Source organism: Burkholderia sp. JKS000303 (assembly GCF_002563755.1).
GTDB classification, from domain to species: Bacteria; Pseudomonadota; Gammaproteobacteria; order Burkholderiales; family Burkholderiaceae; genus Burkholderia; species Burkholderia anthina_B.
Window position 1 is genome coordinate 2,594,547 of the sequence record NZ_PDBZ01000001.1, and the last position, 21,254, is coordinate 2,615,800.

At 61.4% G+C, this 21,254-nt stretch carries 13 protein-coding genes, 2 tRNA genes, 3 rRNA genes, 2 pseudogenes and 1 riboswitch; of the genes and pseudogenes, 12 read left to right on the forward strand and 8 right to left on the reverse strand.

Annotated elements, in window-relative coordinates; genetic code table 11:
• Positions 1 to 26 precede the first annotated feature (26 nt).
• Positions 27 to 1,181, forward strand: a complete 1,155-nt coding sequence (locus BX604_RS12565) for a M14 family metallopeptidase (protein ID WP_098551073.1) — start codon at positions 27 to 29, stop codon at positions 1,179 to 1,181.
• A gap of 83 nt (positions 1,182 to 1,264) precedes the next feature.
• Here BX604_RS12565 and BX604_RS12570 read toward each other — a convergent pair whose 3' ends face one another.
• The 4 genes from BX604_RS12570 to BX604_RS12585 form a co-directional block, all read right to left on the reverse strand.
• Positions 1,265 to 1,912, reverse strand: a complete 648-nt coding sequence (locus tag BX604_RS12570; RefSeq protein ID WP_098551074.1) for a BspC domain-containing protein — start codon at positions 1,910 to 1,912, stop codon at positions 1,265 to 1,267.
• Between the two features lie 139 nt (positions 1,913 to 2,051).
• Positions 2,052 to 2,726: an energy-coupling factor ABC transporter permease gene (locus BX604_RS12575; RefSeq protein ID WP_098551075.1), complete on the reverse strand. Its 675-nt coding sequence runs from the start codon at positions 2,724 to 2,726 to the stop codon at positions 2,052 to 2,054.
• A gap of 70 nt (positions 2,727 to 2,796) precedes the next feature.
• Positions 2,797 to 3,633, reverse strand: a complete 837-nt coding sequence (locus BX604_RS12580) for a LuxR C-terminal-related transcriptional regulator (protein WP_098551076.1) — start codon at positions 3,631 to 3,633, stop codon at positions 2,797 to 2,799.
• 210 nt (positions 3,634 to 3,843) lie between these two features.
• The gene (locus BX604_RS12585; RefSeq protein WP_098551077.1) at positions 3,844 to 5,061 is read right to left on the reverse strand and encodes a DUF2863 family protein; all 1,218 of its coding nucleotides are present in this window, start codon (positions 5,059 to 5,061) and stop codon (positions 3,844 to 3,846) included.
• Between the two features lie 569 nt (positions 5,062 to 5,630).
• On the opposite strand from BX604_RS12585, the gene BX604_RS12590 reads away from it, so the two are divergent.
• The 7 genes from BX604_RS12590 (at position 5,631) to BX604_RS12625 (ending at position 13,090) form a co-directional block, all read left to right on the forward strand.
• Positions 5,631 to 7,163: ribosomal RNA gene (locus tag BX604_RS12590) — 16S ribosomal RNA — on the forward strand.
• A 62-nt stretch (positions 7,164 to 7,225) separates the two neighbouring features.
• A tRNA-Ile gene (locus tag BX604_RS12595) sits at positions 7,226 to 7,302 on the forward strand.
• 41 nt (positions 7,303 to 7,343) lie between these two features.
• Positions 7,344 to 7,419: transfer RNA gene (locus BX604_RS12600), tRNA-Ala, on the forward strand.
• A 288-nt stretch (positions 7,420 to 7,707) separates the two neighbouring features.
• Positions 7,708 to 10,588, forward strand: a 23S ribosomal RNA gene (locus BX604_RS12610).
• Between the two features lie 134 nt (positions 10,589 to 10,722).
• Positions 10,723 to 10,835 (forward strand): 5S ribosomal RNA (gene rrf / locus BX604_RS12615).
• The 16S, 23S and 5S rRNA genes sit together here with 2 tRNA genes alongside, the layout of an rRNA operon.
• Before the next feature lie 326 nt (positions 10,836 to 11,161).
• Complete coding sequence (locus tag BX604_RS12620) at positions 11,162 to 11,437, forward strand: hypothetical protein (RefSeq protein ID WP_098551078.1); 276 nt, start codon at positions 11,162 to 11,164, stop codon at positions 11,435 to 11,437.
• A gap of 228 nt (positions 11,438 to 11,665) precedes the next feature.
• Positions 11,666 to 13,090: a DHA2 family efflux MFS transporter permease subunit gene (locus BX604_RS12625; protein WP_098551079.1), complete on the forward strand. Its 1,425-nt coding sequence runs from the start codon at positions 11,666 to 11,668 to the stop codon at positions 13,088 to 13,090.
• A 467-nt stretch (positions 13,091 to 13,557) separates the two neighbouring features.
• Here BX604_RS12625 and BX604_RS12635 read toward each other — a convergent pair whose 3' ends face one another.
• The 3 genes from BX604_RS12635 to BX604_RS12645 form a co-directional block, all read right to left on the reverse strand.
• The gene (locus tag BX604_RS12635) at positions 13,558 to 14,301 is read right to left on the reverse strand and encodes a 2OG-Fe(II) oxygenase (RefSeq protein WP_098551081.1); all 744 of its coding nucleotides are present in this window, start codon (positions 14,299 to 14,301) and stop codon (positions 13,558 to 13,560) included.
• 402 nt (positions 14,302 to 14,703) lie between these two features.
• Positions 14,704 to 16,296 carry an inorganic phosphate transporter gene (locus tag BX604_RS12640; RefSeq protein ID WP_098551082.1) on the reverse strand — a complete coding sequence of 531 codons (1,593 nt, stop codon included), beginning with the start codon at positions 16,294 to 16,296 and terminating at the stop codon, positions 14,704 to 14,706.
• 115 nt (positions 16,297 to 16,411) lie between these two features.
• A complete protein-coding gene (locus BX604_RS12645; protein ID WP_098551083.1) occupies positions 16,412 to 16,999 on the reverse strand; it encodes a histidine phosphatase family protein in 588 nt (195 codons plus the stop codon).
• A 56-nt stretch (positions 17,000 to 17,055) separates the two neighbouring features.
• Positions 17,056 to 17,193: riboswitch (cobalamin riboswitch) on the forward strand.
• 34 nt (positions 17,194 to 17,227) lie between these two features.
• Between BX604_RS12645 and BX604_RS12650 the strand changes: the two genes are divergently transcribed.
• Together BX604_RS12650 and BX604_RS12655 are read left to right on the forward strand one after the other, a co-directional pair.
• Positions 17,228 to 17,437: a CbtB domain-containing protein gene (locus tag BX604_RS12650; RefSeq protein ID WP_098551084.1), complete on the forward strand. Its 210-nt coding sequence runs from the start codon at positions 17,228 to 17,230 to the stop codon at positions 17,435 to 17,437.
• 13 nt (positions 17,438 to 17,450) lie between these two features.
• The gene (locus BX604_RS12655) at positions 17,451 to 18,173 is read left to right on the forward strand and encodes a CbtA family protein (protein ID WP_098551085.1); all 723 of its coding nucleotides are present in this window, start codon (positions 17,451 to 17,453) and stop codon (positions 18,171 to 18,173) included.
• A 25-nt stretch (positions 18,174 to 18,198) separates the two neighbouring features.
• Here BX604_RS12655 and BX604_RS12660 read toward each other — a convergent pair.
• Positions 18,199 to 18,654 (reverse strand): annotated as a pseudogene (locus BX604_RS12660) (LysR substrate-binding domain-containing protein); the annotation flags it as partial.
• Positions 18,655 to 18,826: 172 nt separating this feature from the next.
• On the opposite strand from BX604_RS12660, the gene metE reads away from it, so the two are divergent.
• A complete protein-coding gene (gene metE / locus BX604_RS12665; RefSeq protein ID WP_098551086.1) occupies positions 18,827 to 21,121 on the forward strand; it encodes a 5-methyltetrahydropteroyltriglutamate--homocysteine S-methyltransferase in 2,295 nt (764 codons plus the stop codon).
• Positions 21,115 to 21,244, forward strand: a pseudogene (gene glyA / locus BX604_RS12670) (serine hydroxymethyltransferase); the annotation flags it as partial. The gene metE and the pseudogene glyA, both read left to right, overlap by 7 nt.
• Positions 21,245 to 21,254: the final 10 nt, after the last annotated feature.

Here is a 21,254-nt window from a genome sequence, read left to right on the forward strand (position 1 = left end):
CGTTCCGGCCGCCACTGGAGAGACAGATGACCCTTTCGATCACCAGCAACTTCGATGCGGGCGCGATCGACGTCGTGTCGTGCGACAGCCCGGATGCGATTCGCCTGCGCGTGCGCGGCGACAGCCGCTCGGAATTCGCGCAATGGTTCTACTATCGCCTGACGGGCGCGCGCGGCGAGCGGTGCGTGATGTCGTTCGAGAATGCGGCCGAGTGCGCGTATCCGTCCGGATGGCGCAACTACAGCGCGGTCGCGAGCTACGACCGGGTCGACTGGTTCCGCGTGCCGACGACGTTCGACGGCAAGACGATGACCATCGACCACACGCCCGAATTCGACAGCATCTACTACGCGTATTTCGAGCCGTATTCGGAAGAGCGTCATGCGGCGTTTCTCGGTGCGGTCCAGCAGTTGCCGCAGGCGAGCGTCGTCGAGCTCGGGCGCACGGTCGAAGGCCGTCCGATGTCGCTGCTGACGCTCGGCACGCCGGAAGTCGACGGCGCGCCGAAGAAGAAGGTGTGGATCATCGCGCGCCAGCATCCCGGCGAGACGATGGCCGAGTGGTTCATCGAAGGGCTCGTCAAGCGCCTGGCCGGGTGGGGCGACTGGGCGGGCGATCCGGTGGCGCGCAAGCTCTACGACCGCGCGGCGTTCTACATCGTCCCGAACATGAATCCGGACGGCAGCGTGCACGGCAACCTGCGCACCAATGCGGCGGGCGCGAACCTGAACCGCGAGTGGATGGAACCCGACGCCGAGCGCAGCCCTGAAGTGCTGGCCGTGCGCGATGCAATCCATGCAGTCGGCTGCGACATGTTCTTCGACATTCACGGCGATGAGGATCTGCCGTACGTGTTCGTCGCAGGTTCGGAGATGCTGCCGAGTTTCACCGAACAGCAGGGCAAGGAGCAGACCGCGTTCATCGAAGCGTTCAAGGTCGCGAGCCCGGACTTCCAGACCGAGCATGGTTATGCGGCGAGCAAGTACAAGGAAGATGCGCTCAAGCTCGCATCGAAGTACATCGGCCATCGGTTCGGTTGCCTGTCGCTGACGCTCGAGATGCCGTTCAAGGACAACGCGAACCTGCCCGACGAGCGGGTCGGCTGGAACGGTGAGCGTAGTGCGGCGCTGGGTGCGGCAATGCTGGCGGCGATCCTCGTGCACGTCGAGAAGTTCGCGTAAGCGCGCTGTTTCCGAAATGAAAAAGGCCGGGGCATCATGCGATGCCCCGGCCTTTTTGCTTCTGTCGTTGCCGCTCCGTCTTATCAGGACTTCTTCGCGGTTTTCTTCTTCACGGCTTTCTTCTGGCCGCCTGATTTTTTCGTTGCAGCGGCCTTCTTGCCGGTGCGGCCGGTTGCCTTGGCCTTGCCGTGGTGCGATTTACCCTTGAATTTCTTCGCCGACGACGACGGGCGTTCGACGCGCGGCTTCAGCGGCGGAACGGGGTCGTTCCAGCTGAACGCAAGCATTTGCTGGCCCACATAGCCGCAGCGAAATTTCAGCGGTGTCGGGTCGCTGCCGTCGCTGTGGATGCCGAGGCCATCCACGGTAACGATGTTGTCCACCTTCACGCGCTGCTTGCCCTGATCGAACGAGTCGTTCCACGGCGTGATCGTGGCATTGCCGCTTTCGAACGCGTCCGGCGCGAAGTCGACGCGATCGAAGGCCGACGACGTACTGGCGATGAAGCTGCCGTGCGCCGCACAATCGGCGACGATCGGATCGGCATGCATCTCGTTGACGAATTTGTTGATCAGTTCGGAGCGCTGGTCGAGGAGGTCGGCGAATGCCGGTGCCGGAAGCGCAAGCGACAGGCCCGCGACACAGGCCGCCAGCTTGCCGAGCGCCCGGAAAAACCGGAGCGAGGCAGGAGAGCTGTCCATCTGGTTATTGGTGAGGAGCGAATGAGGCATCGGGCACGTATAGATGCCCGATGGAGAACAGGAGTTCAATCTTAGCGTAAAAAAGATGTGCGGCAGTAGGTGCCGCACTCTGCCGCGCTGCGGGAGACGGGGGCAGCACGCGGTGTTTGCACTGCGATACGAAGCGCATTCATGCGCGAGGACCGCCGAGACGATAGCGCCGAACGTCGAACGTCGTGACCCATGCCGGGCGATATACGGCGATCAGCGCGGTCGCCATGCCGGTGAACCATGCTTCGCCAAGCGCGAGCAGTGCAGTGTTCAGCAGATAGCCGGCGGGAATCACGACGAGTACGCCGTCCGCGAGCGCGAGCTGAACGCCGGCCGCGGCCGCGGCGACCGCGATGATCGCGATGGCCGGCGACAGAAATCCCTGGCCGGTAATGAACGACGCGAGGTTATGCGGCAGCCACGCGATCACGGCGCGCTGCAGCAGCGCGGACACGGCGACCGGTAGCGCGCCGTAGACCAGGTAGGTGAGGCCGATGCCCTGCCACGACGCATCGAAGACGATCGCGGCGACGGCCGTGACGGCAGCCATCCCGACCAGCGCGAGCGTCCAGTCGAATAGTGTGACGAGCAGCGTCGCGCCGAGCAGATGCATGACGATGCCGTCCTCGAGCCATGCATTCGAGGCCCAGAGAACCGTGATCGCGGTGACGAGCGCGAGCCACACGTGCTGGAGCGTTGCGTCCTGTAGTCGGACGAAGGGACGCTTCCAGATCGCGAGCGCGAGCAACGCCACGGCGGCGATCCAGCCACCGACGCCAACCCAGAACGGAAGCGGTGTGAAAAGAAAACCCATGTGTTCATATTACTCGTTGAGCATCAAAGGTGGGAATCCGCACATGCCGACCGTCGCAATATCGAGACGACTAGCGTTCGCGCCGAAACCGCGGCGTCGGCTCGGCCGCGAGCGGCAGATCCGGGGCGCTGGCGTTTGCGGCAGGCAGCGGGTACGGACGGTTGTTCCGTTGCGCACGCAGCGGAACCGGGCCGCGTTCGCCGATGACGGGCTTGCGTGCGCGATCACGGTTCGCCAGCAATACCTCGAGGTGCGGCGACAGCCAGCCGTTGTAGATCGCAACTGCGGCGGCGCGGTTTGCCGCGCCGAGCTGCTGGAAGATGCTGGCGAGGTGGATTTTCACCGTGCCTTCGCTGATGCCGAGCGTACGGGCGATCATCTTGTTGGTACTGCCCATATGAACGAAGCGCATGATCTGCGCCTGTCGCGGCGACAGCAGGCCGGTTGGCGGGCGGCGCGGCAGCGATCCGGCGAGCGTCTGGAAATGGGCGTCGTGGCGTGCGGCCGCAGCGGACGGCAACAGGCTGAGTGCGATGGGCGGAATGTAATGACCGCCCAGCATCACCATTTCGAGTGCGCGCACGATCAGGTGCGGCCGGGTCGAGTGCGGGATCACGCCCGCGACGCCGTAGTTGAAGAAGCGCTGGATGGCTTCCGGCGTGGATTCGTCGATGAGTACCGCGGCAGGCGTCGGCGAGCAGGCGCTGCAGAGCGCCTGAAGTTCGCTGAGCCGGCCAACGTCCAGCCAGTTGATCGCAACGAGGTCGAAACGCTGGGTACGCAGCAGGCGGCGCGCCTGGAAGCCGTCGGGGGCATCGTTGATGCTGGCGTGGCGGTCGATTTGCCGTAGCAATGCTTTCAGTCCGTCACGCCGCTCGGCGTCTGAGTTCAACACCAGGAACCGCATAGTCAACCTCCGTAAGGTAAGTCATTGAGCTGCCGTCGGCATGCCGTGGGCCCCGATAATGACAAAGACCTTACACGATGTCTGCTTGGCTGAAAGGCTTAGGAAAAGTCCGAAATTTCCGGTGCCGGAAATGCGGGCGAGAAAAAAGCCGCTCCGGCGGGAACCGGGAGCGGCTTCGTGCGGGCAGGCGCTGCAGGCCTGCGGTGCGGATCAGTGAAAGTGCGGCTGCGCGGGGGATGCGTCTTCAGGCATTTCCGCGTGGACGATTTCGCCGAGCGGATCGGCGTACAGCGGCACGCCGCAGTCGTCGCAGTACTCGGGTTCGAAGCGGCCTGCGTGCCGCCGGACGTCGGTTACGCCGCATTCCTTCAGCAGACTCACGATTTCTTCGACCGGCCCTTCGATCGGCGCTTCGCCTTCGAGCGTTGCGCTGTCGATCGACACGTCGCCGTTCTCGCGGCCGTAGAGCGGCCACACGACACCGTAGATCACGTCGTTGCTGGCGCGGCGCGTGAAGCCGACGCGATACTCGTCGATCCGGCGTTCGCCGAAGCCGGCGACCACCGCGCGCAGTTCCTGAGGCGCCGCACCAAGTGTGTCGAAAAGATAACGGATGGCCGTTCGGACGGTGTGCGGACGAATGCGTTCGTCTGCATCACGGCAGGCCGAATAGTACGCGTCCGGAAGCAGGCATTCGAATTCGCAGCCGGGGAGGGCAGCCGACAGGTTCGGGCCGCCCTGGGCGGTCCACTGCTCGAGGCACTGGCCACGTTCGATTCGGTTGCCGTGCTCTTCTTCCTGCCAGCGGAACAACGGCGCGCCGGCCGGTGCGGCGACGACGGCGAGCAGAAAGCGCGGGTCGGCCAGAATCGGCGAAGTTTCGGGCAGGTCGCCGAAGCTCAGCTTCGCGGCATGCTGACCGATTGCCGCATGCGCGAGTTGCTGCGCGAGCCGGTAGGTTTCGACGTGGTGTCGCGGTAACTGGTCGATGCTGTACAGGAACGGGGCGAGCCCGACGAGCGTGCCGCTCGCGAGCACGTGCGCCTGCAGGTGCGTGCGCAGCGCGTCGGCGACGTCACCCTTGAGCGGACCCGACGGAATCATGTAGCGCGTCCAGGCGAGAACGGGGACGGCGACCAGCAGCGCGTCATGCGGCTGGCCATCGTGCTCGATCACCATCGACTCGCTGTGCGTCTCCGCCATATCGGCGAGCGCGCCATAGGCATCGGGATGATTCTGCTGCAGATGGTCGAGTGCGGCGTCGAGCGTGGTCTGGTTGCCGTTGCGAACGATCTTGGCGAGCAGCGCATCGAGCTTCGCTTCCCAGAAGCGATCCTCGATGCGGCTGCCCGAGGCGAAGAGCGCAAGCGACAGGCCGACCAGTTTGTCGGCGTCGGGGGGGAGGCGTTTGGCGATTCGCTGGCGCATATTAAATACGTATAGAAAGAGGCGAAGAACCTCACATTCTAGTCCGTTCTTTGCACCATAAGCGCTCTCGTGCTCGGGCATGGCCGGAAGGCCGAAACGAGGGGCATGCAAAAAAATGCATCGAAACCCCTTGCGCGATCGGCGGTGGGTGCTTAGAATCACGCCTCTTTCGCGCTAACGGAAACGCGGCGCGGGAGAAGAAGGAAGGGAAGCAGTGCGGTCGAGGTTGCTGTAGAGCCCCGACACACAAGGCGTTGAACCCCAGCCGTCGCAACGAAGTAGTTAAAAAAGTTGTTGACGAGTTGAAAAAGACGGTTCATAATCTCGCTTCTCTGCTGCTGAAAACGCAGCGCTGCTGAGAGACACGAAGTTCCTCGCAGAAATGCTCTTTAAAAATTAACAGCCGATAAGTGTGGGCGCTTGATGGACGCGAGCTGATCCTCGGATCAGATGGCGAAAGTATCAAGAGTCTCACACTAAAGTAAGTCAGGTTTATGAAGCAATTCATATTCCTGTCAGCTTTGAGTGAGCGACCGGTTCTTAACTGAACCGAAAACAGTAACAGGTTTAAACTGAAGAGTTTGATCCTGGCTCAGATTGAACGCTGGCGGCATGCCTTACACATGCAAGTCGAACGGCAGCACGGGTGCTTGCACCTGGTGGCGAGTGGCGAACGGGTGAGTAATACATCGGAACATGTCCTGTAGTGGGGGATAGCCCGGCGAAAGCCGGATTAATACCGCATACGATCTACGGATGAAAGCGGGGGACCTTCGGGCCTCGCGCTATAGGGTTGGCCGATGGCTGATTAGCTAGTTGGTGGGGTAAAGGCCTACCAAGGCGACGATCAGTAGCTGGTCTGAGAGGACGACCAGCCACACTGGGACTGAGACACGGCCCAGACTCCTACGGGAGGCAGCAGTGGGGAATTTTGGACAATGGGCGAAAGCCTGATCCAGCAATGCCGCGTGTGTGAAGAAGGCCTTCGGGTTGTAAAGCACTTTTGTCCGGAAAGAAATCCTTGGCTCTAATACAGTCGGGGGATGACGGTACCGGAAGAATAAGCACCGGCTAACTACGTGCCAGCAGCCGCGGTAATACGTAGGGTGCAAGCGTTAATCGGAATTACTGGGCGTAAAGCGTGCGCAGGCGGTTTGTTAAGACCGATGTGAAATCCCCGGGCTCAACCTGGGAACTGCATTGGTGACTGGCAAGCTAGAGTATGGCAGAGGGGGGTAGAATTCCACGTGTAGCAGTGAAATGCGTAGAGATGTGGAGGAATACCGATGGCGAAGGCAGCCCCCTGGGCCAATACTGACGCTCATGCACGAAAGCGTGGGGAGCAAACAGGATTAGATACCCTGGTAGTCCACGCCCTAAACGATGTCAACTAGTTGTTGGGGATTCATTTCCTTAGTAACGTAGCTAACGCGTGAAGTTGACCGCCTGGGGAGTACGGTCGCAAGATTAAAACTCAAAGGAATTGACGGGGACCCGCACAAGCGGTGGATGATGTGGATTAATTCGATGCAACGCGAAAAACCTTACCTACCCTTGACATGGTCGGAATCCTGCTGAGAGGTGGGAGTGCTCGAAAGAGAACCGGCGCACAGGTGCTGCATGGCTGTCGTCAGCTCGTGTCGTGAGATGTTGGGTTAAGTCCCGCAACGAGCGCAACCCTTGTCCTTAGTTGCTACGCAAGAGCACTCTAAGGAGACTGCCGGTGACAAACCGGAGGAAGGTGGGGATGACGTCAAGTCCTCATGGCCCTTATGGGTAGGGCTTCACACGTCATACAATGGTCGGAACAGAGGGTTGCCAACCCGCGAGGGGGAGCTAATCCCAGAAAACCGATCGTAGTCCGGATTGCACTCTGCAACTCGAGTGCATGAAGCTGGAATCGCTAGTAATCGCGGATCAGCATGCCGCGGTGAATACGTTCCCGGGTCTTGTACACACCGCCCGTCACACCATGGGAGTGGGTTTTACCAGAAGTGGCTAGTCTAACCGCAAGGAGGACGGTCACCACGGTAGGATTCATGACTGGGGTGAAGTCGTAACAAGGTAGCCGTATCGGAAGGTGCGGCTGGATCACCTCCTTTCTAGAGCTTCTCGCAAAGTTGAGCGCTCACGCTTATCGGCTGTAAATTAAAGACAGACTCAGGGGTCTGTAGCTCAGTCGGTTAGAGCACCGTCTTGATAAGGCGGGGGTCGTTGGTTCGAATCCAACCAGACCCACCACCGTCTTGGCGGACGGTACACCCTGAGGCATACCTGTACATGGGGGCATAGCTCAGCTGGGAGAGCACCTGCTTTGCAAGCAGGGGGTCGTCGGTTCGATCCCGTCTGCCTCCACCAATCTTCAATGACAAGCGTTCGACTTCGTCGAACGTTTGTCATTGGCGATTGAGCCAGTCAGAGTGATATGAGTAACACCATATCGGCTGTCGTTCTTTAACAATCTGGAAGAAGTAAGTAATTTGGATAGCGGAAGCGTCTATGAGATGGACGTGAAAACTATCCGGGTTGTGATTGTATCGATGTATCTCAAGATGATTCGAACTCTATGTTTGACTCAATTGGAATACGGCACAAATGCGAGAACTCAACCTGTAACGAACTGTCGATGAGACAGACTCGTTATAGGGTCAAGCGAACAAGTGCATGTGGTGGATGCCTTGGCGATCACAGGCGATGAAGGACGCGGTAGCCTGCGAAAAGCTACGGGGAGCTGGCAAACAAGCTTTGATCCGTAGATGTCCGAATGGGGAAACCCACTCCTTTTGGAGTATCCATAGCTGAATACATAGGCTATGCGAAGCGAACGCGGTGAACTGAAACATCTAAGTAACCGCAGGAAAAGAAATCAACCGAGATTCCCAAAGTAGTGGCGAGCGAAATGGGATGAGCCTTGCACTCTTTATTTGTATTGTTAGCCGAACACTCTGGAAAGTGTGGCCATAGCGGGTGATAGCCCCGTAGGCGAAAACAGTACGAAAGAACTAGGTGTGCGACAAGTAGGGCGGGACACGTGAAATCCTGTCTGAAGATGGGGGGACCATCCTCCAAGGCTAAATACTCGTGATCGACCGATAGTGAACCAGTACCGTGAGGGAAAGGTGAAAAGAACCCCGGGAGGGGAGTGAAATAGATCCTGAAACCGCATGCATACAAACAGTCGGAGCCTCGAAAGGGGTGACGGCGTACCTTTTGTATAATGGGTCAGCGACTTACGTTCAGTAGCAAGCTTAACCGTATAGGGCAGGCGTAGCGAAAGCGAGTCCGAATAGGGCGTTCAGTTGCTGGGCGTAGACCCGAAACCAAGTGATCTATCCATGGCCAGGATGAAGGTGCGGTAACACGTACTGGAGGTCCGAACCCACTAACGTTGAAAAGTTAGGGGATGAGCTGTGGATAGGGGTGAAAGGCTAAACAAACTTGGAAATAGCTGGTTCTCTCCGAAAACTATTTAGGTAGTGCCTCGTGTCTCACCTTCGGGGGTAGAGCACTGTCATGGTTGGGGGGTCTATTGCAGATTACCCCGCCATAGCAAACTCCGAATACCGAAGAGTGCAATCACGGGAGACAGACATCGGGTGCTAACGTCCGGTGTCAAGAGGGAAACAACCCAGACCGCCAGCTAAGGTCCCCAAATATAGCTAAGTGGGAAACGAAGTGGGAAGGCTAAAACAGTCAGGAGGTTGGCTTAGAAGCAGCCACCCTTTAAAGAAAGCGTAATAGCTCACTGATCGAGTCGTCCTGCGCGGAAGATGTAACGGGGCTAAGCTATATACCGAAGCTGCGGATGCGTGCTTTGCACGCATGGTAGGAGAGCGTTCTGTAAGCCTGCGAAGGTGTCTCGGAAGGGATGCTGGAGGTATCAGAAGTGCGAATGCTGACATGAGTAGCGATAAAGGGGGTGAAAGGCCCCTCGCCGTAAGCCCAAGGTTTCCTACGCAACGTTCATCGGCGTAGGGTGAGTCGGCCCCTAAGGCGAGGCAGAAATGCGTAGCTGATGGGAAGCAGGTCAATATTCCTGCACCATTGTTAGATGCGATGGGGGGACGGATCGCGGAAGGTTGTCCGGGTGTTGGAAGTCCCGGTCGCTGCATTGGAGAAGGCGCTTAGGCAAATCCGGGCGCAGGATTCAAGGGTGTGGCGCGAGCTCCTTAGGGAGCGAAGCAATTGGAAGTGGTTCCAAGAAAAGCCTCTAAGCTTCAGTCTAACGATGACCGTACCGCAAACCGACACAGGTGGGCGAGATGAGTATTCTAAGGCGCTTGAGAGAACTCGGGAGAAGGAACTCGGCAAATTGGTACCGTAACTTCGGGATAAGGTACGCCCTTGTAGCTTGATGCCCCTGCGGGCAAAGGGTGAAGGGGTTGCAATAAACTGGTGGCTGCGACTGTTTAATAAAAACACAGCACTCTGCAAACACGAAAGTGGACGTATAGGGTGTGACGCCTGCCCGGTGCCGGAAGATTAAATGATGGGGTGCAAGCTCTTGATTGAAGTCCCGGTAAACGGCGGCCGTAACTATAACGGTCCTAAGGTAGCGAAATTCCTTGTCGGGTAAGTTCCGACCTGCACGAATGGCGTAACGATGGCCACACTGTCTCCTCCCGAGACTCAGCGAAGTTGAAGTGTTTGTGATGATGCAATCTACCCGCGGCTAGACGGAAAGACCCCATGAACCTTTACTGTAGCTTTGCATTGGACTTTGAACCGATCTGTGTAGGATAGGTGGGAGGCTATGAAACCGGAACGCTAGTTTCGGTGGAGCCGTCCTTGAAATACCACCCTGGTTTGTTTGAGGTTCTAACCTTGGCCCGTGATCCGGGTCGGGGACAGTGCATGGTAGGCAGTTTGACTGGGGCGGTCTCCTCCCAAAGCGTAACGGAGGAGTACGAAGGTACGCTAGGTACGGTCGGAAATCGTGCTGATAGTGCAATGGCATAAGCGTGCTTAACTGCGAGACCGACAAGTCGAGCAGGTGCGAAAGCAGGTCATAGTGATCCGGTGGTTCTGTATGGAAGGGCCATCGCTCAACGGATAAAAGGTACTCTGGGGATAACAGGCTGATACCGCCCAAGAGTTCATATCGACGGCGGTGTTTGGCACCTCGATGTCGGCTCATCTCATCCTGGGGCTGTAGCCGGTCCCAAGGGTATGGCTGTTCGCCATTTAAAGAGGTACGTGAGCTGGGTTTAAAACGTCGTGAGACAGTTTGGTCCCTATCTGCCGTGGGCGTTGGATATTTGAAGGGGGCTGCTCCTAGTACGAGAGGACCGGAGTGGACGAACCTCTGGTGTACCGGTTGTCACGCCAGTGGCATCGCCGGGTAGCTATGTTCGGAAGAGATAACCGCTGAAAGCATCTAAGCGGGAAACTCGCCTTAAGATGAGATATCCCTGGGGACTAGATCCCCTTGAAGGGTCGTTCGAGACCAGGACGTTGATAGGTCAGGTGTGTAAGCGCAGTAATGCGTTCAGCTAACTGATACTAATTGCCCGTAAGGCTTGATCCTATAACAAGTCTGTTTCGCGCTGGATAGCGCGTCGGACGGGTTGGATTCTCGTGTGTGCGATACACACAACTCAAAAAATTACTGCTTCTTCCAAGATTGGTTGTGCTGCGAAGCCAGCGCAACAACCCTCTTTGCCTGATGACCATAGCGAGTCGGTCCCACCCCTTCCCATCCCGAACAGGACCGTGAAACGACTCTACGCCGATGATAGTGCGGATTCCCGTGTGAAAGTAGGTAATCGTCAGGCTCCCTAAGCCGAGAACCCCCGCCCGAAAGGCGGGGGTTTTTGCATTGGCGCGACGGAAATGCAGGTGGGCGATTCGGGCGTCCAATACCACCAAGCGGGTGAGCCGGCCAGGCGCTACCGGCTGCACGTCGATCTCTGGCATCCTGACCGTGCGGGGCAGCAGGTTCGATTCCACCGGAGCTGGGCCACTGCACGGCCGTGATGATGCGCTTCGCGCTGCTCGAGGCGAGGCGCGCGAATCGACGGGTCTTTGGTTATCTTCCAGTATTTGCGCCCATACTGGTGTGATCTCCCTTCGTCTAAACGAATTCCTGCGAGCAATACCAATGAAAAAGCTCATACCGCTTCTGCTCAGTTTCTCTCTGCTCGGCTGTGCCGCACAGCATGAAACCGCCTGCGTCCGTGCGCCATTTCACGCGAAATTCCAGGATGCAGACGGCGATGTCGGTCCATTCGCCAATATGAAGTTTTCGCTGATCCGGGCGTCCGACGGTGCCGTGGTTTATCACGGAACAACTGACGCGCAGGGTCGTGCAGAGTGGAGCAATGCTTGCCGTGGCGAGCAATACACGATTCGCCAGGATGACCTGGTTGGCGATTAAAATCGCCGATCGTCAGTAATATTGGCGACAAAAGTCGCTATCCTCGTCCAGGCAGTGCGCACGGTTTCTACTCAAGCCCAAAAAATCTATGCGCATAAAGTCGTTCCGGCATCACATGCCTGCAAAGCGGAGTTCGGGCGCTTCAGGGTAATATCGCCACTCGTCCCGGCCGCCACCTGCGCGGTGGCCGGAGTGTGCCGTCTTCTGCCTTCCGCAACTGCATCCTTCATGACTTCCAGCTCTGCACAGAGTGGTCGGACGACCGACTTCTTGCCGTATCTCGTCGCCGCGACCTTTTTCATGGAGTACCTCGACACGACTGTGATCGCGACGGCGCTGCCGCAAATGGCGCGCTCCTTTGGCGTCGGGCCGAATGCGCTGAGCCTCGGGATGACGGCCTATATGCTGGCGCTCGCGGTGTTCATTCCGATCAGCGGCTGGATCGCGGACCGATATGGATCGCGCACGGTATTCGGCAGTGCGATCGTCATTTTTACCGGTGCGTCGATACTGTGCGGGCTGTCCAACGGCGTTGGAACGTTTACTGCCGCACGCCTGTTGCAGGGTGTCGGTGGGGCGATGATGGTGCCGGTCGGGCGGATGATCGTCGTGCGCAGCACCGAGAAGGCGCGGTTGATGCGCGCGATCGCGACGATCACGTGGCCCGGCATCGTTGCGCCGGTCGTCGGGCCGCCGATCGGTGGTTTCATCACGACGTATGCATCGTGGCGCTGGATCTTCCTGCTGAACGTGCCGCTCGGTCTCGCCGCGCTCGTCTGTACGTGGCTGATCGTCCGGAATACGCGCGCGGAGGAACAGCGTCCGCTCGACTGGATTGGCTTCGTGCTGGCGGGCGGGGCGCTGACGTGTCTGCTGCTCGGTACCGAAACGGCCGGCCAGCAGGACGCGCAGTTCACGCGCGCGGCGGTACTCGTCGGCGCCAGCGTGCTGTTCGGTCTCGCCGCGTGGTTGCATGCGCGGCGTTGCGCGCATCCGTTGCTCGATTTCACGACGCTGAAGGTGCCGACTTTCTCGGTGACGGTGTTCACCGGTTCGATCACGCGAATCGCGGTCAATGCGGTGCCGTACCTGCTGCCGCTGTTGTTCCAGATCGGTTTCGGGCTGTCGCCGTTTCAGTCCGGTCTGCTGTTGCTCGCGAGTGCGCTCGGCAATCTGGGCATGAAGGCGGGCACGTCGTGGATACTCGACCGTTTCGGTTTCCGGCGCGTTGCGCTCGTCGACGTGACGATCGTCGGTTTCTGCATGATCGCATGCGGCTGGCTGACCGCGTCGACGCCGCTGGCCATTACGTTGCTGGTCGTATTCGTCTACGGACTCACGCGTTCGATGCAGTTCACGACGCTTGCGACGCTCGCCTATGCCGACATTCCGTCTCACCAGACCAGTGCGGCGAGCACGCTGTGGAGTGCGGCTCAGCAGATGACGATCGGGATGGGGATCGCGTTCGGCGCGCTGGCGTTGCGGCTCGCGGCGCTGGTGCGTGGCGACGCGGCCGGGATTCACTACGTGCTCGATGATTTCCGTTGGGCGTTCGTCGTCGCAGGCGTGCTCGCGTTGCTGACGTTGCCGGGCTATGCGCGGCTTGCATCCGATGCGGGGGACAGGCTGCGGGCGAGTGCGGCACGCGGGTAGGTCGAGCAGTCGATCGCATGCGGAGCGCGACAGGTGCGTGCTGTTGCCCTCCGTCACTCACCGGACGCTTCGTTCGTCGTTGGTGCGATTGTCCGGTACACATCGACTTGCTCACCTGTATTCGCCGTCTGAAGCGTCATCGTGACATCCGCCGCGGTGACGCGTGTGCCGTATCCGCCGGACCGGATGCAACGCGCGATAAAGCCGCGTTCGCCTTGGATGATGCCGGCGCGTGTCATGGGACGCGATACCGGCAGGATGGCAGGGCCGAGCCGTCGCGACGTGCCGGTTCCACGAGCGAGTGCGTGCCGCTACGTGCGACGATGCAACATCACATTGGATACTTCAGGTGCATCTCGGGCCATGTTGCTGTTCGCATGACGGTGCCCAGGTGCTGCGACGTGCGCGCGGTACGCGTATCGGGACGATGTGGCGCGCGACAGCGCATGTCTTCATGCCGGTTGTCGCTACTGCGCATCATGAAAGATGATGCCGACCGTATGGCGGTGTCCGGTCCGGATGTGGCTCACACCATGACGCAGATTGACGCGATAGACGCCGCGCGTCCCTTGCACCGGCCGGCCATGCACAGCGAAGATCACCGCGTCGCCCTGCATCAGCGGTACCACTTCCGCGCGCGACTGCATGCGCGGCCGCTGTTCCGTCAGCACGAACTCCCCACCCGTGAAATCCCGGCCCGGCGCCGACAACAGGATCGCGACCTGCAGCGGAAAGACATGCTCGCCGTACAGGTCCTGATGGAGGCAGTTGTAGTCGTCCGGGCCGTATTGCAGGATCAGCGGCGTCGGCCGCGTCTGGCCTGCCGCATGGCAGCGCTCGAGAAATGCCGGATGCTCGGCCGGATAGCGGACGTCGCTTCCGAGCGCCCGGTTCCACCGGTTCGCAATCGGGGCGAGGTGCGGATAGATCGTTGTCCGCAGCGCATCGACGATTGCAGGCAGCGGATACGCGAAATATTGGTACTCGCCGCGGCCAAAGCCGTGCCGCGCCATGACGACGCGTGAACGGTACAGCTCGTCGCGCGGGTAGAGCGCTGCCAGCGCCGTGCATTCCTCCGCCGAGAGCAGCCCCGGTACGCGGGCGCATCCATGGCGATCGAGTTCGGTATCGACGGTGGTCCAGTCGAGCGCGCTCACGCGCTGCGCCAGGTCGACGGATTCGAAGGCGGGTTGCAGATCGGCGATGTTCACGGATGTACCTCGTTCGTCAGCGATGTGGTGTCGTGCAAGCATGCTGTCGGCATCGAACTGCCAGACGTCTATCGGGCCGGCTGGCGTTTCCGATGGCGACGCGATGTCAGCAAGCGCGGCGCATGCCAGCGTCCACGGTGTCAGTTGATGAACTCAGTCTAATGTCGTCCGTGCGACGACGCGTTCCGGATCTTGCGCTCCAATCCGGAAAGAAGGGAGGGGTGTGGCGTGAGCAGCCGGGGCCGGCGGCTCGGAATCTCGGTGACGTTGACGCGGCGATGAGCCGGATGGACTTCGCTCGGCGCGAGCGAAACGGAAAGACTGCGACGCGAAGCACCGAAGCACCGGCTTCGAATCTTCACGGCGAGCGACCGATCCTCCGGCCGCCCGCCGTTTCTCCACTCACGCGACCGAGCGGAACAACCAGTAAAGTCCGCCCGCCAGCACGATCGATGCCGGTAACGTCAGCACCCATGCGAGCACGAGGCTGCGCACCGTGTTCCACTGCAGCCCGGACCCGTTCGCCGCCATCGTGCCCGCGACGCCCGACGACAGCACGTGCGTCGTCGAGACGGGCAATCCGTACGCATCGGCCGCGCCGATCGTCAGCATGGCGACCAGCTCGGCCGATGCGCCCTGTCCGTACGTCAGATGCTGCTTGCCGATTTTCTCGCCGACGGTCACGACGATCCGCTTCCAGCCGACCATCGTGCCGAGACCCAGCGCGATCGCGACGGCAACCTTTACCCACGTCGGGATGAACTTGGTCGCGTGGTCGAGCTGCTTGCGGTAGTTGTCGATCGCGAGCTTGTCGTCGGCGGAAAATGCCGGCTGCCCCGACTTCTCGATCAGGCGAATCGCTTCGGACACCAGATACATCGTGTTGCGCACGTTGTCGACGTCGCCCTGCGGCACGGCCGCCATCGAGCCCGACGAACCGACCGCGGTCGCCAGCGACGTGGACAGTTGCTGCACGCCCGGCAGCACGGCCGGCGTCATCTCGCGGCGCTGCACGAAGTGTTCGACGTCGGCGCGCGGATTCGCGGACGGTGCGACGCCGTTCGAGTATTTGGCGAACGTCGCGGCGGCCTGGTTCGCGACGGCGACGAACGTCTGCGATTCGGCCGGCGTGACGGCCTTGTTCAGCGCGTATGCGGTCGGCACCGTGCCGATCAGGATCAGCATGATGAGGCCCATCCCTTTCTGCCCGTCGTTCGACCCGTGCGCGAACGACACGCCGGTGCAGGTGAGGATCAGCAGGCAGCGAATCCAGAACGGCGGCGGCTGGTCTTTCGGCGGCTCCTTGTACAGCTCCGGAACCCGGACGACGGCCTTCAGCACGAGCAGCAGCAGCGACGCGCACAGGAAGCCGACGATCGGCGAGAACAGCAGCGACTTGCCGACGCCGAGCGCCTGGCCCCAGTCGACGCCGCTCGTGCCGGACGGGCCGTGCATCAGCTGGTTCATCAGCCCGACGCCGATGATCGAGCCGATCAGCGTATGCGAGCTCGACGACGGCAACCCGAAGTACCAGGTCGCGAGGTTCCACACGATCGCGGCGATCAGCAGTGCGAACACCATCGCGAAGCCCGAGCCGCTGCCGACCTGAAGAATCAGCTCGACCGGCAGCAACTGCAGGATGCCGAACGCGACGGCGCCGCTCGAAGCCATCACGCCGAGGAAGTTCCACATGCCGGACCAGATCACCGCGACGTTTGGCGTCAGCGAGTGGGTGTAGATCACGGTCGCGACCGCATTCGCGGTGTCGTGGAAGCCGTTGACGAACTCGAAGCCGAGCGCGATCAGCAGCGCGGCGCCGAGCATCAGATACGGGAACAACGATCCTTCGCGGACGGGCGACAGATCGGCAATCAGGTGGGTGGCGATATAGACGGCGCCGATTGCGAGCACCAGCAGGAAGACGGCATAGCCGGCCTGCCGGGTGCGTTCGGTGGCGCCGGGCGTATTGGCGGCGGACGAAGCAGGTTGATTCATGACGGCATCTCGTAAGGGAACCGCGTCCGATCCTAGCTTCGGCTACCCGTCAGTTTGATGACAGTCGGGAGGACGAATCGTCGCCTTACGGACGTGTAAGAAATGCGTGCGAGGTCTACACGCCGGCATTGCACCCATCGTCGTCGGTGCTCAACATCCATCCGTCCGTCAACCTGACGAATACCTTGCACGACAGCGGCGCGACGTCGATGCGCATCGCGGCCCGCAGGTCTATACGAAGCGCATGCGCGACGGCTGCGCGAACGATCGCTGCATGCGTGATCGCAACGACGTCGCGATCGGGCGGCAGGCCGTCGAGCCATGCGCCGACGCGGCCTGCGACGTCGTCGAACGATTCGCCGCCGTGCGGCGACGCGCGCGGATCGCCGATCCATGCATCGAGTTCGTCCGGCAGGTCGCGCGCGAGCTCGTGCAGTCGCTTGCCGCGCCAGCGGCCGTAGTCGACATCGCGAAGCGCGTCGTCGAGCCGCGCGCGTAGCCCGAGTGCATCGGCGGTCTGTCGCGCGCAACGCGCGGGACTGCTCAGCACGATCGCGTGAGGGCCGTCGGCGAACCGCTCGCGCACCGACGCGGCGTCGGCCAGCCCGTGCGCGTCGAGCGGATCGTCGTCGGGAAACGTGCCGGTGCGCATCGCACGGGTCGATGCATGCGTGATCAGGCGCAGCGAGACAGGCTGGGTCATGTCGGTGGTCGATGATTCGAGGCGGGAGTGCGCAGCCGTGCCGATCCGGCCCGGGCCTTCAATACGCGAGCGTTCGCGCGTACAATTCGCCCGATACGAAACGTGGAAGCCGGTGCAATTCCGGCGCGGTCGCGCCACTGTAACCGGGGAGATTCGATCCCGGAAGCCAGACCTGCGTTCGTACTCCATCCAACATTTGCCGGGGCGCGATTCCCCTGAGGTGCATCCATGAGCGACGCAGTACTGAAGCCGGCGGTCGTGCCGGCGCCCATCCCCGTCCGCGAACTGTTGCCGTGGGCCATCTTCGTCGGTCTGATCCTGCTGCTCGCGATTTATTTCGTCGGCGCGGAAGAGGGCGCAACGTCGATCGTGCCGGGCATGTACGTGCATGAGTTCGTGCACGACGGTCGCCATCTGCTTGGCTTTCCCTGCCACTGACGCGGAGTAGACGATGGTCGGAAAGCTGCTCATGCGCGGGATGCTCGCAGGCATCGCCGCAGGTCTCCTCACGTTCGGTTTCGCGAAAATCGTCGGCGAACCGCAAGTCGATCAGGCAATCTCCTTCGAAGAAAAGCTCGATGCCGCCAAGGGCGACGCACCGGAGCCCGAACTGGTCAGCCGCCACACGCAGGCCGGCCTCGGCCTGCTGACGGGTGTCGTGACCTACGGCGCGGCATTCGGCGGGCTGTTCTCGCTGGTCTTCGCGTTTGCGTACGGACGAGGCAGCCGCCTCCCGGCGCGGCCGCTCGCGGCATGGCTCGCGCTGGCTGCGTTCATCGCGCTCGTGATCGTGCCCAACATCAAGTACCCGGCCAATCCGCCATCGGTTGGCGACCCCGACACGATTGGCTATCGCACGGGGCTGTTCTTCCTGATGATCGCGATCTCGATCGCGACGATGGTGTTCTCGATCAACGTGCGTCGTCATCTGCTGGCGAAGCTCGGCCAGTGGAACGCGTCGATCGTCGCCGGGCTCCTGTTCATCGTGATCATCGCGGCCGTGCAGCTCGGGTTGCCGGCGATCAACGAAGTGCCGGCAGCGTTCCCGGCCGTCGTGCTGTGGAAGTTCCGCACCGCGGCGATCGGCATGCAGGTGATCATGTGGACGACGATCGGCCTGCTGTTCGGAGCATGGGTCGAACGCGGCGAACGCATCGGCATGCGCGCCGCCTGACGCGCATTGCAACAGGGCGCGCCTGGCGCAGCATGCGCGGCGCGCTCCACGTCGATTCGCGCGCGAGCGCGACGAACGCGGCCAGATAGTCGATCGACGCGTCCGCATCGCGGATGCCGAGGAAGATCTGCTTCGCGATTCCCTTCTTGCCCGGCTTGACCGGCATCCGGTCTGCCTATCCGTCGGCAAGCCACCTCGGCAGCGCGGCTGCGCCGCGCCCGCTCGCCACCCTCTGCAGCATGATGCGGGTCGTCTCGATCGACTGGTGGCGCCGCGGCACGATGCCGGCCGGCGTCAGGAACGGGTTGGAGATATCGAGCCGGTCCGTTTCGACCGGGTCCGTGATCAGCATCTCGTTGCCGAGCGGTTCGAGTGTCACGGAGTCGGCATTCGCGAACCGGTGTGTGTCCGTAACCACCAGCACCTGCTCGTAATCGAACCCGGGATCGAAGCACAGCTTCGGCTTGTTCCACGGATCGGGCGCTCGACCTCGCGGATCACGGTGAGATGACCTCGTTCCAGCATGGAGCGCGCTCACCCAACAGATGCATGAATAAATTTAATGGATGAATGAAATAATTCCATTTTATCTCATGATTTGAAGTCCCTATCATGGCTGCCAGATCTTCAATTCTTCTCGGGACGGCAGCCTCATGGTTACGACACACAACCTCGGTTTTCCGCGCATCGGCGCGAAGCGCGAACTCAAGTTCGGTCTCGAGCGCTACTGGAAGGGCGAATCGTCGCGCGACGAACTGAAGGCGCTCGGTGCCGAACTGCGTCAGCGTCACTGGAACGACCAGCGCGATCTGGATCTGGTGCCGATCGGCGACTTCGCGTTCTACGACCAGGTGCTCGACATGAGCTTCACGCTCGGCAATCTGCCCAAGCGTGTGCAGGGCTTCCACGGCGACGCGCTCGACAACTATTTCCGTGTGGCGCGCGGCCGTTCGGCGCAAGCGGCGGACGAACATGCCGCATGCTGCGGCGGTGTCTCGGCCGGCGAAATGACGAAGTGGTTCGACACGAACTATCACTACATCGTCCCGGAATTCCACGCGGACACGAACTTCTCGCTCGATCCGTCGCGCCTGCTCCAGCAACTGGCCGAAGCACAGGCGCTGGGCGTCGCCGCGAAGCCGGTGATCCTGGGGCCCGTCACGTACTTGTGGCTCGGCAAGTCGAAGGACGATTCGGACCGCCTCGCATTGCTGCCGAAGCTGCTGCCGGTATACGGCGCGCTGCTCGACACGCTGACCGCACAGGGCGTCGAATGGGTGCAGATCGACGAGCCGATCCTCGTCACCGAACTCGACGCCGAATGGCGTCAGGCATTTCGCACCGCGTACGCGGCGCTGGAAACGCGTCGCATCAAGCTGCTGCTCGCGACGTACTTCGGCCAGTTGCAGGACAACCTGACGCTCGCGGCGTCGCTGCCGGTCGACGGCCTGCACATCGACGCGATCAAGGCTCGCGATGAAATCGACGCGCTGGTGCGTGAACTGCCGGCCGAGCGTGTGCTGTCGGTGGGCGCGATCAACGGCCGCAATATCTGGACGACGGACCTGAACGCCGCGCTCGACTGGCTCGCGCCGCTCGCGAAGCAACTGGGCGAGCGGCTGTGGCTCGCGCCGTCGTGCTCGCTGCTGCACGTGCCGGTCGATCTCGCGAGCGAAGAAAAGCTCGACGCGGAAATCCGCGCGTGGCTCGCGTTCGCGCTGCAGAAACTCGACGAGCTGAAGGTGCTCGCGACCGCGCTGAACGAAGGCCGCGACAAGGTGGCCGACGCGCTGGCCGCGAATGCCGCCGCGATCGACTCGCGGCGCCGCTCGCCGCGCGTGAACAACCCGACGGTGAAGGCTGCGATCGCACGCATCGACGCGCAACTCGGCAACCGCGTGAGCCCGTACACGGTACGCGCGCCGAAGCAGTCGGCACGACTGAACCTGCCGGCCTTCCCGACGACGACGATCGGCTCGTTCCCGCAGACCGGCGAGATCCGCCAGGCGCGCAGCCAGTTCAAGGCGGGCGCGCTGGATGAAGCCGGCTATCGCAAGGCGATGCAGGCCGAGATCGCGCGCAGCGTGCGCGAACAGGAGTCGCTCGAACTCGACGTGCTCGTGCACGGCGAAGCGGAACGCAACGACATGGTCGAATACTTCGGCGAACAGCTCGACGGCTACGCGTTCAGCCAGTTCGGCTGGGTCCAGTCGTACGGTTCGCGTTGCGTGAAGCCGCCGATCCTGTTCGGCGACATCAGCCGCCCGAAGGCGATGACGGTCGAATGGATCACGTACGCGCAGTCGCTGACGAACAAGCCGATGAAGGGCATGCTGACCGGCCCGGTGACGATCCTGAACTGGTCGTTCGTCCGCGACGACCAGCCGCGTTCGGTGTCGTGCTACCAGCTCGCACTCGCGATCCGCGCGGAAGTGCTCGATCTCGAGAAGGCCGGCGTGCGCGTGATCCAGATCGACGAGGCCGCGCTGCGTGAAGGGCTGCCGCTGCGCCGCGCGCAATGGGGCGAGTACCTGAAGTGGGCGGTCGAGTCGTTCCGCATCACCGCGAACGGCGTGCAGGACGATACGCAGATCCACACGCACATGTGCTATTCCGAGTTCAACGACATCATCGCGTCGATCGCCGACATGGATGCCGATGTGATCACGATCGAGACGTCGCGCTCGGATATGGAACTGCTCGACGCGTTCGACGATTTCAAGTATCCGAACGAAATCGGGCCGGGCGTGTACGACATCCACTCGCCGAACATCCCGACGCAGGATCACATCGTCGGCCTGATGAAGAAGGCGGCCGAGCGGATTCCGGCGGAACGTCTGTGGGTGAACCCGGACTGCGGGCTGAAGACGCGTCAGTGGGCGGAAGTGATTCCGGCGCTGACGAACATGGTCGCCGCCGCGAAGACGCTGCGCAACCCGGTGCGATGACGACGCGTGGCTTCGGCCAACCTGATCGCCGACGCGCTCGAGAATCCGGAAGGCGCAGCGACGATCGAGCGCGTGCGTGCGCAAGTCGCCGAGCCGACGCGCCGTTTCCGCGTGTATTCGTGACAGTGCGCTG

Coding starts and splice junctions, on each gene's coding strand:
- BX604_RS12565 (WP_098551073.1), top strand. CDS start 27: ATGACCCTTTCGATCACCAGCAACTTCGATGCGGGCGCGATCGACGTC.
- BX604_RS12570 (WP_098551074.1), bottom strand. CDS start 1,912: ATGCCTCATTCGCTCCTCACCAATAACCAGATGGACAGCTCTCCTGCC.
- BX604_RS12575 (WP_098551075.1), bottom strand. CDS start 2,726: ATGGGTTTTCTTTTCACACCGCTTCCGTTCTGGGTTGGCGTCGGTGGC.
- BX604_RS12580 (WP_098551076.1), bottom strand. CDS start 3,633: ATGCGGTTCCTGGTGTTGAACTCAGACGCCGAGCGGCGTGACGGACTG.
- BX604_RS12585 (WP_098551077.1), bottom strand. CDS start 5,061: ATGCGCCAGCGAATCGCCAAACGCCTCCCCCCCGACGCCGACAAACTG.
- BX604_RS12620 (WP_098551078.1), top strand. CDS start 11,162: ATGAAAAAGCTCATACCGCTTCTGCTCAGTTTCTCTCTGCTCGGCTGT.
- BX604_RS12625 (WP_098551079.1), top strand. CDS start 11,666: ATGACTTCCAGCTCTGCACAGAGTGGTCGGACGACCGACTTCTTGCCG.
- BX604_RS12640 (WP_098551082.1), bottom strand. CDS start 16,296: ATGAATCAACCTGCTTCGTCCGCCGCCAATACGCCCGGCGCCACCGAA.
- BX604_RS12645 (WP_098551083.1), bottom strand. CDS start 16,999: ATGACCCAGCCTGTCTCGCTGCGCCTGATCACGCATGCATCGACCCGT.
- BX604_RS12650 (WP_098551084.1), top strand. CDS start 17,228: ATGAGCGACGCAGTACTGAAGCCGGCGGTCGTGCCGGCGCCCATCCCC.
- BX604_RS12655 (WP_098551085.1), top strand. CDS start 17,451: ATGGTCGGAAAGCTGCTCATGCGCGGGATGCTCGCAGGCATCGCCGCA.
- metE (WP_098551086.1), top strand. CDS start 18,827: ATGGTTACGACACACAACCTCGGTTTTCCGCGCATCGGCGCGAAGCGC.